A 15,759-nucleotide genomic window follows, 5' to 3' on the forward strand; every position below is an offset into this window, starting at 1 on the left:
CCGCCAAGGCGGAAAGTTCGACCGCCGGTGATATCTGCCTCGATCGCTTCCGCAGCTCCACTACAAAGGGGCGCTAGAGCGCCCGATTTGAGCCCTCCATCGTTCGTATCCCCTTCGGCGAGGACAGCCTGATGAAATCGCCGGTTGCCTCGGCATCGAGCGGCCGCCCCAGAAGATTACCCTGCAGGCAATCGCAATTTTCCTTGATAAGCCAACGTGCTTGTGCCGACGTCTCGACCCCCTCGGCGGTGACGCTTATTCCCAAGCCGTGCGCCAGGCTGATGATAGATCGCACGATCGTCTGGCCTTTCAGATCGGTTTCCAGGTCCGCGATGAAGTATTGATCTATCTTCAAGGTGTCGAATGGAAAATTCTTTAGATAGCTCAACGATGAATAGTACGTTCCAAAATCATCGAGCGAAATTCGTATCCCCAAGACGTTCAAGGTATTCAACGTGTCGATATTGTCGATCGTCTTCTCGAGAAGAACCGTTTCGGTTATCTCGAGTTCAATTCTATCAGCTCGGATTCCAACTTCGTCGATGATCTGAGCGACCGTGTCTGTCAGCGAACCGCTCAGGAACTGAGCCGGCGACAGGTTGACTGCGACTGTCAGCGAGGAAGGCCACGTCAGCGCCTGGCGACAGGCTTGCTCGAGCACCCATCGTCCGATCTCGTCCATAAGACCGTCGGCTTCGGCAATGGGTATGAACACGCTGGGCGGAATAATCCCGATTTCGGGGTGCCGCCACCGCAGCAGCGCTTCGAAACCGATCACCGACGAAGGCGGCCGAATGAGCGGCTGATACTCAAGATAGAGCTCGCCCCGCTCCAGCGCGGCTCGAAGGCTGCGCCTGAGATTCTCGCGCTGCTCGAGCAAGAGCAGCATCGAACGGTTGAACGTTCGAGCGCAACCGCGTCCATCCGTCTTGGCTGCGTAAAGGGCAATGTCAGCGGCTTTCATCAGCTGCTCGCCATCCGTCCCGTGCTCCGGCCCGAAGGCAATTCCGATACTCGAGCCAACGAAGACGGCGATGCCGTTGATGACGAACGGCTCCTTGAACGCGTCGATCAGCGATCCGGCTAGGCGCTCGGCCTCCGCGGGCTGCTCCTTGCCCACTTGGATGACAGCGAACTCATCGCCGGCATACCGGTACGCGGACTCGCCATCCCGCAGCGCGTCGCGGATTCGGCCTGCCGCGAGTTGAAGAAGCGTGTCGCCCGCGCCGTGGCCGAGCGTGTCGTTGACCGCTTTGAAATCGTCAAGGTCGATTTGCAGCAGGGCGGCTTTCGGCTTTGTTCCGCCGATGGAGGCCAGCGCTTGCTGCAGCCGCTCGCCGAATCGCCGCCGATTCTGCAGTCCGGTCAGCACGTCGTGCGTCGCCTGATGGAGCAGAATTACGTGCTCCTGCTCCTCCGCTGCGCTCCGCCCGCCATGTTCCCTCGATTCGATGATTCCGACGCCATTTGCAGTGCCGAAGACGAAAACGGACCGGGGCGCTTGGCCCCGTGATCGGGGCAAGTCGATGCTCGCCGGAGTGCCGCCCTGGAACACCCGAAGGAATTCGTCGCGACAGCTCGAATCGAGGAAGCCCGGATAGATCTCCCAAATGGCAGCACCCAGCGCCACTGCGCCACCATGCATGCCTTTGAGCCCGGCCGCGTAGTGCGTCAGGCGGAAGTCGCGATCATAGAATGACACGAGATCGGCGGTGTTCGACAACAGGTCAGCGAGAAGCGCTTCGGCGATATGTGGAGCGTCGGGGGAAGGCCCCTTACTCTCCTTGCCGGCGTCCGAGGCCTTTGGATGCAAGTGCCACCTCCACAGGCGGTGCCAATGTGCTCCCCCAGTTGAAAAATAGCATAACCGTCAAGCTTGGCAAACTTTCAACTCGCATTCCTAACAAGCGCCGTGTGCGGCGTAGTCGCAAAGCATGCTCCGGCAGTGACTGACGGCCGATTATCCACACGACGAGCAATCATTAATTGTTAATAGATTGGTAATTTTCAGACAATTGCCGCAGGCATCGGCGTGATTCGAAATATTGCGACGCACAAGACGGAGCGGATTTCGCGGCCCGGGTTCGATCACAGACCTAGCGATTCGATATCGGCTGTCTCGAATATCTGGTTTTCAGCCACGTTTTCGACGGCCCACTCCGGTAGGGGCTGTCGGCGCGTTTCGAGATGACGCCATCAAGCCCTGTCTTCTCGATGGCGCGAAAGATCGCCAGTGCATCGCCATCAAAATGTTCGCTGTATTGGATCTTACCGACGCCAGGCTCAACCAGTTGCCTTAGGATTTGCTTGCGCTGCAGCAGGGGCAAGTCGGCAAGATTGCGACCGTCGAGATGGAGAATGTCGAACGCGACGAACACCAGACGGCTCGGCTCCTTCCAGATCGCGGCTTCCAGCGCAGGGGAATCGGGCGTACCCCGCTCGCCGGACACAATCACCTCGCCGTCGAGAATGGCGGCCCGGCACGGCAGTTCGACCGCCAATGCGATAGGCCAATATCTTGTCGTCCAGTTACGGCCGTTCTTGTTGTAGAGACGCACGCCGCCTTTATCGATGATGATTTGCGTGCGGTAGCCGTCGAGCTTGGCCTCGTGAACCCACCCCTCATCTTGGGGCGGCTGCTCGACAAGAGTTGGCATCTGCGGCGGAATGAACTCCAGCCGATCGCCGTCCAGCGTGTCACGCTTACCCAACTACGCCACCATCTTTGACGGATAGCGGTGGCGCGAGCGGCACAGGCGATCCGGCATCCTCCAACTTGGACACCTGCCGCCTGTGCCGAGCCCCCACTAAGCCATCGAGCCCCCACTAGCCGTTCTGCGGCGGAATGAACCCAGCTGGCCACCGTCCAGCTTGTCACGCTTACCCAACTACGCCACCGTCTTTGAGGGATGGCGGTGGCGCGAGCGGCACAGGCGATCCGGCATCTCCCAACTTGGACACCTGCCGCCTGTGCCGAGCCCCCAACTAAGCCGTCGAGCCCCCACTAGCCGTCTGTGGCGGAATGAACTCCAGCCGGCCGCCCCCCGGTACACCAACTCAATTACGCCACCATTTTTGACGGATAGCGGTGGCGCGAGCGGCACAGGCGGTGCGATATTCCCCCCAACTTGGAAAACCTGCCGCCTGTGCCGAGCCCCCGCTAAAGTCATCGCCAACATCTACGAATAAGGTCGCACTGTCGTTAGCTGCGCATCCAAATACTTATCCGGGCGTACATATCTCGATATCGGCGCGGCATCCCTCGCAAGGCTTGTGCTGTTTCGGAAGCCGTCAGTCCCGCGGTCGCCCTGCCCCGGCAGCAAGGATTGCCGCCCGGCACCCGGCAGACCTCCGGGCGGCATTCCGATGAAATGTCGCCGATCTCAATCGCCGCTGATGCTGCGTTCAGCTTCCAAGCGCCTTGAGCCATCCTTCAAAGGAAGAGCCGTTCTCGTGCCCGCCAGGCGAAACTGGGTTGGCGGAACGCGGCAAGACCATCGTCCTGCGACCTTCGCGGGGGCTGTAACCGAATTCCTTGCTGAAGGCCCGGCTGAAGTTTGCCGCCGAACTGAACCCGAAGGCTTCCGCAATTTCGACAATGCGTCGGCTGTCCGCCGGATCGCTGAGCGCGAGATGGGCTGCCAAAAGTCGGCGACTTTGGATGTAGTGGAGAACACCGCCGCTCGGTTCGAACAACTGATACAGACGAGAGCGTGAGACGCCGAGCGCCCGGCACATTGAGTCCGGGGTCAGATTTGCCGCTTCCAGATTTTGATGGACGTATCGGCGCGCTCGCTCCATGAGCGCGACACTCGCCAATTGTTCGGCGGCCGCGGCATGCTCCGCAGGCGGCGCGAGGCAGGCTATGATCATGCTGCGTGTTGCATGCACGATGCGCGGCAGATCTTCCGCCGTGAGACTTCGCAGTCTTGCTTCGATGCTGTTGATGTAGTCGACCAAGAGGCTGGCAAAATTGCCGGACAAAATTGAATTGTTCTTGGCGTCGAGGGTTGCCGCCGCATCGGCGAACAAATCGCGCGGCAAATAGAGGAAGAGACCTTCGGAATCCGTTGCCCTGCCGCGAAATGGGTAACCAAGCGACCTGATTTCCAATTTGCCCGGCTGGCCCTCCGCGACGCGGCGATCGACCTCCGTCCATGACCGGCCAGTATGCGGCAACACGACATACCAATGGTCGATCGAGCTCGAGCGAAGCTTCGCCGTGGAACGCGTGTAACTATGTGCAGGGGCGCGCTGTTGAACGATCAGCATGCCACCGAGATTCCAAGCCGTGTGGTCGGCGGGAAAGCCGTCGTCCAGCGACTTGTTGTCCGGCAGCTTGACCTCAACTAGCGGCGCCACATGCGCTTGCCAAGCGGCGAATTGATCCTGTGGCGGCAGTTTTATCGTTGAAAAGGACAGCGGCTCCAGCACCGGCGCGGGTGGCGGAGCGGCCTCATCGGGCGGCTGAGCGTCGCGTGACCAACGACGTCGCTCACGTTCCGGCGCCTGCCCAGCATGCGCCTCGTCTTGCTTCTTAGCGTCCACCGCGCGTGGTGCCATATCCGAATCCGGTATGCCCATGCCCGCGCAATCATGTGGTGTATCCTGGGCATCTGACAAGCCTGTAGATCGCATCGGCGTTCACGCTGGATTACAGTAAGAAATGCATCCCGAGATAAGTTTCTGGATGCGACGATAACGACACTCTTCAAACCAGTGGGTATAGAATCAGGCATCGTGAAAGCGATGTTGAGGAGACCACGAAATGAACGATAAGATCAAAGGAGAAGCTCGCCGCAAGATAATTCTTGATGGATACGTTAATAACGAACCATTGAAAGATATTGCGGCAAAGATCGGATGCTCACTGGGGAGTTTGAAAGTCAGCGCCAGCAAACTTGGCTGCACAAGAACTCCAAAGGAGGCGGCGGATTTTCGACGCGGCTTTCATATACCAGAAAACAAGAGGAGAGACTATTATCAGCTGATGATCTCTGGACAATATAGATCTCGCGAGTGCGCGCAGATTTTGGGGATATTTGTAGCGCAGTCATAAGGTGTCGAGTGATAGTTCTACAATACTATTCACGACATTACCGCTCAAGCCTCAGTGATAAAAGCCCGCCGCAAAAGCACGAGCGGCGGGCCTGAAAGGGTCGCACAATGCTGCGTCAGCGTTTTAATCGCACCTGTCTTAGCCCTCTCGATCTGGCTGTTTGCGAACGCGTGTTCAATCAGCTCTGCGCGGACGAACAGCTCGATCCCTTGGACCCGAAGGCGGAAATTCTGGCGGCGATGGTTGTAGCCGTCTTTCGAAATGCTCACACCAGCGAGCGCGAACTGCTGGAGGCGGTCAGATCCCTCCGGCAAAAGGTCACGGGATAGGATTGCCGGCCGTTCCCGATATTGATCCAGCGCAATGCGGCATCGGATAGCCGGCGATAGAAGCCATCTTCAACCGTAAGGACTTGGACATGACGTTTCATGCGATGAGCAGACGTGCCGTACCAGGTTGCAATGGTCTCCATCTCATCCAGTGGAGACGCCGCAGCGGTTTCCGCCGCAAACCTGAACGAAAGCCCGATAGCGGCAGGTTTCCGGCGTTGGGCCGCGCTGAGGGATTCGATCTCCTTCGATATTTCCGACAACGATCTGAAACGCGTGTACCGCGAGATGTCCAAAATCGTGGACGCCATGCTCGCAACGCCTGCCGGAACCCCGCAGGAATTTGCTGCGCAGTTCATGGTTGTATGCAGCGGTGATGAGATCGAATACCGGCAGGCCGCCCGCAAGCTCCATGCTCACGCGCAAGCCCTCGTCGGCATGGCGGTGCAATGAGCAGGCCACGCTTGGTGCACCGGTCCGCCTCAATGCGTCGCGTCAATTCCGCAAGATCGTATTCTTGGCGCCCTGTTCGACCTGGTCGATCACCAGCAAGCTGACTGGATCGGTGCCGATATTGGTGGCCTGGTGCCACTGGCCGATCATCTCGACGATGAAATCGCCGGTCTTGTAGGTGTTGCTGCTGCCGGTCTCGACATTGGTGACCTTGAGCGTGCCGGCCTCGACATAGGCGTAGCGCGGGAAAGGATGCTTGTGCACCGGGAGCGTCGCGCCCGGCGCGATCTGATAGGCCGAAACCTGGACCTCGACATTCTTCTGCGGCAGCGTGATCGGCTGGCCGGAAGCTGTCGTCGTTCTGGATGCCAGCGGCGTCACGACGACCGGGGTGCCGGAACTGTCCAGAGCGTTGGCGGCGGTTGAAGAAAGCGCGGCCGCCAGCAGCAGCGCCGATGCCATGGTGTTTCGCATGAGTCCTCTCCGAAAGCAGCACGACCATCGCGCGGCAAGCACTCGCGCGCAAGCACGACTGCGGTGTCTTTGAGAAAACGCGAGCCGTACTCAGGCCAGCAGGCGAACGGCGCCGCCCTGCGCTTCGATCGACCTCGTCGCCTTCTTGCCAAATCAGAGAAAGAAGCGACATTCGCGAGCGATCGACGCGCCCGGCCCGCGGCACCTCGGTGCCGCAACCATCGGAGCGGGCCTTGAATCGATCGTTGCGCCTTTCACGACAGTCGTCCCGATGCTAGGGCAGGTCACTCAATTTGAAGCATGGATGGATACCTGTGAGCGACGCCCGACTGCCCCTGATCGAAATTTGCGTCGAAGGCATCGACGGGCTGCTCGCCGCGCAGGCCGCCGGCGCCGACCGCGTCGAGCTTTGCGCCAGCCTCGTCGAAGGCGGCATCACGCCGAGCCTCGGCACGGTGCGTGCAGCACTTGAACGGGCGACCATACCCTTCCATGTCATCGTGCGTCCGCGCGGCGGCGATTTTCTCTATAGCGAGGCGGAATACCAATCGATGGTCGCCGATGTCGGCGCCCTGCGCGACCTCGGCGTGACGGGCGTCGTCGTCGGCTGCCTGACCGCTGACGGGACGATCGACGAGGTGCGCATGAGCGAACTGGTTCGCGCCGCTGGACCACTCAACGTCACCTGCCACCGAGCCTTCGACATGACGCGCAATCCGGCAGAAGCGCTCGAAGCGCTGATTCGCTGCAAGGTCGGCCGCGTGCTGACCAGCGGCCAGCGCGACACGGCGCTGGAAGGCGCCGACCTGCTGGCGCTGCTTGTCCGCCAGGCGGGCGAACGCATTATCATCCTCGGCTGCGGCGGGCTGGCGCCCGACAATATCGGCGAAGTCCGCAGGCGAACCGGGCTGAGCGAGATGCATTTCGCAGCGCTTGCCGACATGCCGAGCGCCATGCGCTACCGCAACCCGAATGTCGGCATGGGCGGCACCGACCTCGATCGCGAATACCGCAACACCGTCACCGACGAAGCGCTGGTGGCGGCCACCATCGCAGCCGCGAGGACGTGATGGCTGAGACGAAGGACCGGCTGCCGATCGAACGGGTCTTGCCCGCCGACGAGCCCGCCATTCTCGTTCTCAACAACGAGCATGCCGCCGAATTGTCCTGGCTGGAGCCGGAACGACTATCCTTCCTCATCGGCCAGGCTTTCCACACGCGCCGCATCGGCGCGCTCGAAGCCTTCATCATGTGCTTCGATCAGGACGCGCGCTACGACAGCCCGAACTTCCTCTGGTTTCGCGAGCGCTATCCGCGCTTCGTCTATGTGGACCGCGTGGTGGTCGCGGCCGAGGCGCGTGGTCGCGGCCATGCCCGGCGCCTCTACGAAGATCTGTTCGACCATGCGCGGCGCGCCGGCTACGACATCGTCACCTGCGAGGTCAATGCCGATCCACCGAACCCGGCCTCGGATGCGTTCCACGCCGCGCTCGGCTTCGGAGAGGTCGGCGATGCCGTGATCCACGGCGGCGAGAAGTCGGTGCGCTATTACGCCAAGCCGATACCGGCTAACGCAATTCCATGAAAAGTGCGCAGCGATTTTCCGTTCGGAATTGCGTGGAAACAAACGTCTATGGACTTTCACGCGCGAACTCGATGCGCCACCGTCCAAAGCCGGGATCGTCCGCGAAGGAGAGATGCTCTTGCCTGACGACGGTGATCCCAGGCCTGCAGAAGATGCCGATCTCGGCTTCGGTCAGCGGCCAGGGCGGACCAGCGTTCAGGTCGCCGGCGGGGTCGATCGAGGTGGCGACAACGATCAGCCTGCCGCCCGGGGCTAGGAGGCTCACAACGGCAGCGATTGCCTGAGCGCGCAGCGGGCGCGGCAGAGACTGCACGGTGAGGCACTCGACGACGAGTTCGAAGCGGCCGATCCACTGGGCCGGAAGGGCGAGGAGATCGGCCTCGACATAGTCGACCCTCGAATTGGGAAAGTGCCGCCGCGCGGCAGAGACGGCGGTGGCGGCAACCTCGAAGGCGGTGGTGTCATAGCCGATCGAGGCGATGAACTCCGAGTCCTGACCGGTGCCAAAACCGATGACGATGGCGCGCTTACCGTGGCCATCGCTGCCGGCCACCCATTCGGCAAGCAACGCATTGGGGGCCTTCCGCTCCCATGGCACCTGCGTCTCGCCGGCTTCCGCGGCGCGATAGAGCACTTCAAACCAGCCGGTCGGATCGTCGTTGGCGAGCGAGCGGGCGGCCAATTGGCGGGAGACTTCGTCGGGATCAGGCTTGCTCATGTGGGTTCTTGAGGTGCATCGGGGCAAATAGATCAACTAGAGCATTTTGCAGCCAAATCGAACCGAAACAAAATAGTCGGAGCGAGTTGCCGATTTCAAAAGAAAGGAACCGCTCTAAGACGGCAACGAGGGGCACTGGCACGATGAAACAGTCGCCGCTAATCTAAGCGGCTTTCGCCATAGAGGGCGCCAAATCATGCCAAGCAACGTCTTCCGCTTCGACGAGAGCTGGGACATACCGGAAGGGACGCCGCAGGAAGTGTGGGACGTTTTGTCCGACGCCGAGTTGCTGCCGCTCTGGTGGGGCGACGCCTACAAGGAGGTCGAGCCGCTCGACAGGAAGGGCAAAGGTGTCGTCGGCGCGCGGGCGAGAGCCAGGGCTCGGGGCGCCCTGCCCTACGAGCTGAACTTCATCATCGAGGCGGCCGAGCTCGAGCCGGGACGTCTGGTGGTGGTGAAGACGTTCGGCGATTTCGATGGCCTGTGGCGGGCGGAACTGTCGCCGTCCGGGACCGGAACGCATGTGAAGCTCACCTGGCAGGTCATAGTGGAAAGGCCGATCCTCAAATTCCTGGCGCCGCTGCTCAGGCCTGCCTTTGCCTGGAACCACCGCTGGACGACGCCGCGCGGCGAAGCCGGACTTCGCCGCTATCTGGCCGCGCAAAAGAGCGGCAAGGCGGCATAGCCTGCGCCTTTACCAATTGCGATTGAGCCAGCCCCGCGCCGGTTTTTCGACGATATAGTAGCTCGCCAGCGCGCAGGCGAAGACCGCGGCCAGCATCGGGATCGGCGCGGCCCCGCGGTCGTAGACGAATTTGTAGAAGGGCTGCTGCCAGAGATAGAGCGAATAAGACCATAGCCCCAGCATCACCATCGGCCGCGACGCCAGCACTCCGGTCAGGTAGCCGCCGGCGAAGTCGAGCGTGTTGACGGCAAGCGCGAGCAGCGGCACGCCCAACAAATAATGCACGGGCGTCGGCACCGGATCGAGGAACAGCAAGACCGCGCCCGCAGCAGCCGCAAGCGCCACATGCTGGTTCCTGAGGAATGCCGGCAGCCGTCCGTCGGCCTTGAGCAGGCAGAGCGCCGCCGACAGCAGGATCGAGGCGATATGAACGTCGGTGCGCCAGTAGCTTGTCTCGTAGTCCATGCCGAGGACCCAGTAGGAGATGGCGCCGTTGGCCATGGCCAGCACGGAGAGTGCCACCAGCAGCCGCACGACATTTACGCGCCCTGACACCACAACGCTGATCAGCGCCAGGATGACATAGGAATGCTCTTCAATGGCGAGTGACCAGATATGGTCGAGGGCGCCGGCGCGGTTAACGAGAATGCCGGCATAGTTGTAGGTGAAGGTCAGCGCCGTCAGCGCCGCCTTCCACTTGAAGGCGATGAAAGTGCCGGAAAGCCCGATCATGGCGGCTATCACGAACACCAGCAGCGCCGGATAGATGCGCGAGAAGCGGCGCTTGAAGAATTTCTTCAGCGGAAAGCGCTCGATGAACAGGATCTCGCCCATCAGCCGGCCGCTGAGCACGAAGAAGAACTCGACGCCGAGCACGCCGAGGTTGATGCCGGGAACCGGAAAGAAGTGGCCGATCAGCACCAGAGCGATCGACAGGCCGCGCCAGCCGTCGAGATAGGCCAGCCTTGTCCGTGCCGCTTTGTCGGCTGCGGCCCGTGGCAGGACACCGGCCGTCGCGGAGATGTCGGTCATGCCGTCCTTCGCAACTCGATGGCCCCCGGCACGGATAGCCGTGCCTGGAACCGCTTCGTTTCCCGCCGCGTTTATTTTGCAGTGCGGGATAATATTGTGCAAGTGCGAAGCCGCGAATTCTCAGGTAATTCCCGCCAAGTGGTTGCGAATACAAAAGGAAAAGGGGCCGCGACGGCCCCTTCCTTTCACTCCGCCGGAGAGCGTTCAGGCGTTGGCAGCGGCTACTGCGCGTCTTGCCATCACCGCGATCAGATTGGCGCGATAGTCGGCAGAGGCATGGATGTCGCTCATCAAGCCCTTTGCCGGCACTTTGAGGCCGTCGAGCGCCGAGGCGTCGAAATTCTTCGCCAGCGCCGCTTCGATTTCCTTGGAGCGGAAGACGCCATCGTCGCCGGCGCCGGTGACCGCCGCCCTCACCCCTTCCTTGCCCTTGGTCACGAACACCCCGACGATCGCGTAGCGCGAAGCCGGGTTGCGGAATTTTTGATAAGCCGCCTTGGCAGGCGCGGTGAAGGTCACCGCTGTGATGATCTCGCCCTCCTTCAACGCTGTCTCGAACAGCCCCTTGAAGAATTTGTCGGCAGCAATCTGGCGCTTGTTGGTGACGATGGTCGCTCCCAATGCCAGCAGCGCCGCCGGATAGTCGGCCGCCGGATCGTTGTTGGCGATCGAGCCGCCGATCGTGCCCTTGTAGCGCACTGCCGGGTCGCCGATCAGCGAAGCCATATGCGCGAGCGCCGGGCAGGCCTTCTTGAGCTTTTCGTCGTTGGAGACATCGTAGTGCGTCGTCGCGGCACCGATGGTGACCGTCTTGCCGGACACCTTGACGCCCTGCAGGTCCTTCAGCCGCGACACGTCGACCAGATCGGAAGGAGCGGCAAGCCGCGTCTTCATGGCCGGAATCAGCGTCATGCCGCCGGAGAGCAGCTTGGCATCGCCCCTCTTCAACAATTTGGCGGCGTCAGCGACCGAGGCGGCGCGATGGTAATTGACCGAATACATCTTTGCTCCTCCTCAGTGCTTCTTGGCGCGAATGGCCGACCACACGGTCGACGGCGATGCCGGCATGGCGATGTCGACGACGCCGAGCGCGTCGGTGATGGCGTTGATCACCGCCGGCGGCGAGCCGATGGCGCCGGCCTCGCCGCAGCCCTTGATACCCAGAGGATTGCTGGGGCAAGGCGTGTTCGAGGTCGAGACCTTGAACGACGGCAGGTCGTCGGCGCGGGGCATCGTATAATCCATATAACTCGCCGTCAGCAGCTGCCCGCTGGCGTCATAATGGGCGCCTTCCAGCAGCGCCTGGCCGACGCCCTGCGCGATGCCGCCATGCACCTGCCCTTCGACGATCATCGGATTGATGATGTTGCCGAAATCGTCCGCCGCGACGAACTGGACAATTTCGGTGACGCCGGTCTCCGGGTCGATCTCGACCTCGCTGATGTAGCAGCCGGCCGGGAAGGTGAAGTTCGCCGGATCGTAGAAGGCAGTCTCCTTGAGGCCCGGCTCCATGCCTGCCGGCAGGTTGTGCGCGGTGTAGGCGGCGAGCGCCACCTGGAACCACGGCAGGCTCTTGTCGGTGCCGGCGACCTTGACCTCGCCGTTCTCGATGACGATGTCGCCCTCATCGGCCTCGAGCAGATGCGCCGCGATCTTCTTCGCCTTGGCCTCGACCTTGTCGAGGGCCTTGACGAGCGCCGACAAGCCTACAGCGCCCGAGCGCGAGCCGTAGGTGCCCATGCCCATCTGTACTTTGTCGGTGTCGCCATGGACGATCGAGACCGAATCGATCGGCACGCCGAAGCGCTGGTTGACCACTTGTGCGAAGGTCGTCTCGTGGCCTTGGCCATGGCTGTGCGAGCCGGTCAGCACCTCGATGGTGCCGATGGCGTTGACCCGCACTTCCGCCGATTCCCAGAGACCGACACCGGCGCCGAGCGAACCGACCGCCGCCGACGGAGCGATGCCGCAGGCCTCGATGTAGCAGCTCATGCCGATGCCGCGCAGCTTGCCGCGCTTGGCGGCCTCCGCCTTCCTCTTGGTGAAACCGGCATAGTCGGCCGCCTTCATCGCCGCGTCGAGCGAGGCGGCATAGTCGCCGGCATCATAGTTCATGATCACCGGCGTCTGGTGCGGGAAGGACGTGATGAAGTTCTTGCGTCTCAATTCCGCCGGCGACACGGCAAGCTCGCGCGCGGCCGTCTCCATCGTTCGCTCCAGAAGATAGGTCGCTTCAGGACGCCCGGCCCCACGATAGGCGTCCACCGGTGCGGTGTTGGTGTAGACGGTGCGCACATTGGCGTGAATGGCCGGAATGTTGTACTGGCCCGACAGCAGAGTGGCGTAGAGATAGGTCGGCACGCAGGACGAGAACAGCGACATGTAGGCGCCGAGATTGGCTATCGTGTCGACCCTGAGGCCCGTGATCCGATTGTCCTTGTCGAAGGCCATTTCCACCGTCGAGACATGGTCGCGGCCGTGCGCGTCGGCGAGGAAGCTCTCCGTGCGGTCGGCGACCCATTTGACTGGAACGCCGGTCTTCTTCGACGCCCAAAGGCAAACGATCTCTTCCGGATAGATGTAGATCTTGGAGCCGAAGCCGCCACCGACGTCGGGCGCGATCACCCTGAGCTTGTTCTCCGGCGCGACATTGTAGAAGGCACTCATCACCAGCCGCGCGACATGCGGGTTCTGCGAGGTTGTCCAGCAGGTGTAGTGGTCCTCGGCCTTGTCGTAGTGGCCAAGCGCCGCGCGCGGCTCCATGGCGTTCGGCACCAGGCGGTTGTTGACGATCTTCATGCGCGTGACGTGCGCCGCCGACTTGATCGCGGCGTCGGTTGCCTTGCCGTCGCCGATCTCCCAGTCGAAGATCAGATTGTTCTCGGCCTCGGCATGAATCTGCGGCGCGCCCTTTTCGAGCGCCTTGGTCGCCTCGACCACCGCCTTCAGTTCCTTGTAGGTGATCTCGACCGCTTCCGCGGCATCGCGCGCCTGGCCCTTGGTGTCGGCGATGACGATGACGACGGCGTCGCCGACATAGCGCACCTTGTCGACCGCGAGCGGCGACCAGGCACCCATCTTCATCGGCGTGCCGTCCTTGGAATGGATCATCCAGCCGCAGATCAGGTTGCCGATGCCGTCGGCCTTGAGCTCCTTGCCCGTCAGCACGCCGACGACGCCGGGCATGGCTTGCGCCTGCCTGACGTCGATCTTCTTGATCTGCGCGTGCGCGTGCGGGCTGCGCACGAACACCGCATGCTTCATGCCGGGAACCACCATGTCGTCGACATAGCGGCCGCCCCCGGTGATGAACCTCTTGTCTTCCTTGCGCGCCACGCGAGCGCCGACACCTTCGATACCCATCAGAAATTCCTCCGGAATTTAGGGAGTGGTGAGTAGGGCTTAGGCCGTAGGGAATTTGCTCCTAATCCCTATTGCCCACTGCCTACTGCCATATCCATCTCACGCTGCCTGTCTGGCCTTGCCCTTGGCGCCCTTCGCCATTGCTTGCGACGCAGCGAGGATCGCCTTCACGATGTTGTGGTAGCCGGTGCAGCGGCAGATATTGCCATCGAGCTCGGCGCGCACGGTGGCCTCGTCTAGGCCTTGCGGATGGCGTGCGATCATATCCGTCGCCGTCATGATCATGCCCGGCGTGCAGAAGCCGCATTGCAGCCCGTGATGTTCCTTGAACGCCGCCTGAACCGGATGCAGGTCGGCGCCGTTTGCCAGCCCCTCGATGGTGACGATGGTCGACCCCGAAGCCTGCACGGCGAGCATCGAGCAGGATTTCACCGCCCTGCCGTCAACATGCACCACGCACGTGCCGCATTGCGAGGTATCGCAGCCGACATGGGTGCCGGTGAGACCAAGGTTTTCTCTCAGGAAATGCACCAGCAGCGTTCGGTCTTCGACGCTCCCGCTGACCCGCTTCCCATTCACCGTGAACGAAACGTCCGACATGCAACCTCCCCTGGGTATAACCTTGGTTTATCGCGTTGCCGATGCCGTGCTGAAGCTTCGGCAGTGCGTTATTGCCATACCGTACAACGGGCAAAACAGCGCTGCCAGCGCCGGCTCCATTGTACTTTCGATCATGGCAAAAACGCTGTGCAGCGCAGCAACCGTCCCCATTGCCAAACGCGGGATTGAAGGCAAAGATGGCCTCCGACGCACGCGTGCCTGACACGCACAAAAAAAGACACGCACAAAAACAGCGTTGGAGGAATTGCAGGAGAAGGCAAGCTGGCCAGCTCGAGCACGCGCTACGCATGCGGCCTCTCGGCGCTCACCACGGATGAGCCCGACCCAGATGCTTTTGCCGAGGCCATTGCGGCCGAAGCGGCAGCCGTCGACGCCGGTTTCGCGCTGCTGTTCTTCTCCCAAAGCCTTGTCGACGCATCGACATTGGCGGATGCGCTGAAGCTGCATGCGCCCTCGCTTGCCTATGCCGGCTGCTCGACCGCCGGCGAGATCACGCCGCAAGGGTTGGAGGAAGGCCATCTGCTTGCACTGCTTTTGCCGTCGGCGTCATTTTCGACCGTCAGCACCATGGTCGAGAACCTCTCCTCCTCCAGCATGGATGCGATCACCGGCGAGGTCGCGGCGCTACGGCGCCTGCTGCGCGGCCGAGCCAGCCAGGAACGGGCGAAGAGCGTCTTTGCTCTGTGCTTCATCGACGGGCTTTCCTATGCCGAAGAAGCGGTGACCTCGGCTATCCACTGGGGGCTGGACGACATCCCGCTCATCGGCGGCTCGGCGGGCGACGATCTGAAATTCCAGACGACCAGTCTGATCTCGAACGGCAAGGTCACTTCTGATAGCGCCATCATTGTGCTGATCGCCACCGAAGTCCCCTTCCACGTCTTCAAGACCGACAATTTCATCCCCACCGACGAGAAGCTGGTGGTGACGGCCTCCGATCCCGACCATCGCATCGTCAGCGAATTCAACGCCACCAACGCAGCGGAGGAATATGCCGCCTCCGTCGGCATCGTGCCGCATATGCTGACACCCTTGAGCTTTGCCTCCCACCCTGTCGTGGTGAAGGTGGGGGGCGAATATTATTGCCGCTCGATCCAGCGCATGCATCCCGACGGCTCGCTGTCGTTCTTCTGCGCCATCGAGGACGGTGTCGTTCTGTCCATCGCGCAGCCGAAGAACATGGTGGAAGCGACGCGGGCCGCCCTGCTAGACGTCGAGCGCAAGCTCGGCGGCATCGATATGGTGCTCGGCTTCGACTGCGTGCTGCGCAGGCTCGACGCACGCAACCGCCAGGTCTTCCGCGAGATTTCCGAACTCTACCGGACCAACAACGTCATCGGTTTCGGCACCTATGGCGAGCAGTACCGCTCGATGCATCTCAACCAGACCTTTACCGGCATCGCCTTCGGCGAGCGCCAGGCGGCCGAGTGAGCAAACCGC

The 15,759-nt window shown here is 61.8% G+C and carries 17 protein-coding genes; 8 read left to right on the forward strand and 9 right to left on the reverse strand.

Annotated elements, in window-relative coordinates; genetic code table 11:
- Positions 1-73: 73 nt before the first annotated feature.
- From EN853_RS11620 to EN853_RS11630, 3 genes are all read right to left on the reverse strand, one after another.
- On the reverse strand, positions 74-1,723 hold the full coding sequence (locus EN853_RS11620; RefSeq protein ID WP_127859994.1) for an EAL domain-containing protein: 1,650 nt from the start codon (positions 1,721-1,723) through the stop codon (positions 74-76).
- A 373-nt stretch (positions 1,724-2,096) separates the two neighbouring features.
- Complete coding sequence (locus tag EN853_RS11625; protein WP_245516931.1) at positions 2,097-2,711, reverse strand: RNA ligase family protein; 615 nt, start codon at positions 2,709-2,711, stop codon at positions 2,097-2,099.
- A 694-nt stretch (positions 2,712-3,405) separates the two neighbouring features.
- Positions 3,406-4,563: a helix-turn-helix domain-containing protein gene (locus tag EN853_RS11630; RefSeq protein ID WP_245516932.1), complete on the reverse strand. Its 1,158-nt coding sequence runs from the start codon at positions 4,561-4,563 to the stop codon at positions 3,406-3,408.
- 205 nt (positions 4,564-4,768) lie between these two features.
- On the opposite strand from EN853_RS11630, the gene EN853_RS11635 reads away from it, so the two are divergent.
- From EN853_RS11635 to EN853_RS11645, 3 genes are all read left to right on the forward strand, one after another.
- Positions 4,769-5,059 (forward strand): hypothetical protein, encoded by a 291-nt coding sequence (locus EN853_RS11635; protein ID WP_127859887.1) that lies wholly within the window; start codon positions 4,769-4,771, stop codon positions 5,057-5,059.
- A 107-nt stretch (positions 5,060-5,166) separates the two neighbouring features.
- Positions 5,167-5,388 carry a hypothetical protein gene (locus EN853_RS11640; protein ID WP_127859886.1) on the forward strand — a complete coding sequence of 74 codons (222 nt, stop codon included), beginning with the start codon at positions 5,167-5,169 and terminating at the stop codon, positions 5,386-5,388.
- A 132-nt stretch (positions 5,389-5,520) separates the two neighbouring features.
- A complete protein-coding gene (locus tag EN853_RS11645; RefSeq protein ID WP_135855917.1) occupies positions 5,521-5,841 on the forward strand; it encodes a hypothetical protein in 321 nt (106 codons plus the stop codon).
- Between the two features lie 42 nt (positions 5,842-5,883).
- On the opposite strand, the gene EN853_RS11650 is transcribed toward EN853_RS11645, so the two are convergent.
- Positions 5,884-6,315 (reverse strand): cupin domain-containing protein, encoded by a 432-nt coding sequence (locus EN853_RS11650; protein WP_127859884.1) that lies wholly within the window; start codon positions 6,313-6,315, stop codon positions 5,884-5,886.
- 314 nt (positions 6,316-6,629) lie between these two features.
- Here EN853_RS11650 and EN853_RS11655 point away from each other — a divergent pair, with 314 nt between their 5' ends.
- Both EN853_RS11655 and EN853_RS11660 read left to right on the forward strand, forming a co-directional pair.
- Positions 6,630-7,385, forward strand: coding sequence for a copper homeostasis protein CutC (locus tag EN853_RS11655; protein WP_348631571.1), 756 nt, complete (start codon positions 6,630-6,632; stop codon positions 7,383-7,385).
- Entirely contained in the window at positions 7,385-7,900 is a 516-nt protein-coding gene (locus EN853_RS11660) for a GNAT family N-acetyltransferase (RefSeq protein ID WP_127859883.1), read from the forward strand. Before EN853_RS11655 ends, EN853_RS11660 begins: the two co-directional genes overlap by 1 nt.
- Positions 7,901-7,946: 46 nt before the next feature.
- On the opposite strand, the gene EN853_RS11665 is transcribed toward EN853_RS11660, so the two are convergent.
- On the reverse strand, positions 7,947-8,618 hold the full coding sequence (locus EN853_RS11665; RefSeq protein WP_127859882.1) for a class I SAM-dependent methyltransferase: 672 nt from the start codon (positions 8,616-8,618) through the stop codon (positions 7,947-7,949).
- Positions 8,619-8,814: 196 nt separating this feature from the next.
- On the opposite strand from EN853_RS11665, the gene EN853_RS11670 reads away from it, so the two are divergent.
- Positions 8,815-9,303, forward strand: coding sequence for an SRPBCC family protein (locus EN853_RS11670; protein WP_127859881.1), 489 nt, complete (start codon positions 8,815-8,817; stop codon positions 9,301-9,303).
- Between the two features lie 9 nt (positions 9,304-9,312).
- On the opposite strand, the gene EN853_RS11675 is transcribed toward EN853_RS11670, so the two are convergent.
- From EN853_RS11675 to EN853_RS11690, 4 genes are all read right to left on the reverse strand, one after another.
- Entirely contained in the window at positions 9,313-10,335 is a 1,023-nt protein-coding gene (locus EN853_RS11675; protein WP_127859880.1) for an acyltransferase, read from the reverse strand.
- Between the two features lie 204 nt (positions 10,336-10,539).
- A complete protein-coding gene (locus EN853_RS11680; RefSeq protein WP_127859879.1) occupies positions 10,540-11,337 on the reverse strand; it encodes a xanthine dehydrogenase family protein subunit M in 798 nt (265 codons plus the stop codon).
- Positions 11,338-11,349: 12 nt separating this feature from the next.
- Entirely contained in the window at positions 11,350-13,698 is a 2,349-nt protein-coding gene (locus EN853_RS11685) for a xanthine dehydrogenase family protein molybdopterin-binding subunit (protein ID WP_127859878.1), read from the reverse strand.
- Between the two features lie 99 nt (positions 13,699-13,797).
- Entirely contained in the window at positions 13,798-14,298 is a 501-nt protein-coding gene (locus EN853_RS11690) for a (2Fe-2S)-binding protein (protein ID WP_127859877.1), read from the reverse strand.
- Here EN853_RS11690 and EN853_RS11695 point away from each other — a divergent pair.
- Entirely contained in the window at positions 14,297-14,521 is a 225-nt protein-coding gene (locus EN853_RS11695) for a hypothetical protein (RefSeq protein WP_127859876.1), read from the forward strand. The two genes, EN853_RS11690 and EN853_RS11695, sit on opposite strands and share 2 nt — an antisense overlap.
- A 59-nt stretch (positions 14,522-14,580) precedes the next feature.
- Positions 14,581-15,750 (forward strand): FIST N-terminal domain-containing protein, encoded by a 1,170-nt coding sequence (locus EN853_RS11700; protein WP_245516941.1) that lies wholly within the window; start codon positions 14,581-14,583, stop codon positions 15,748-15,750.
- Positions 15,751-15,759: the final 9 nt, after the last annotated feature.

It is taken from the genome of Mesorhizobium sp. M1C.F.Ca.ET.210.01.1.1 (genome assembly GCF_004791585.1).
GTDB lineage: Bacteria > Pseudomonadota > Alphaproteobacteria > Rhizobiales > Rhizobiaceae > Mesorhizobium.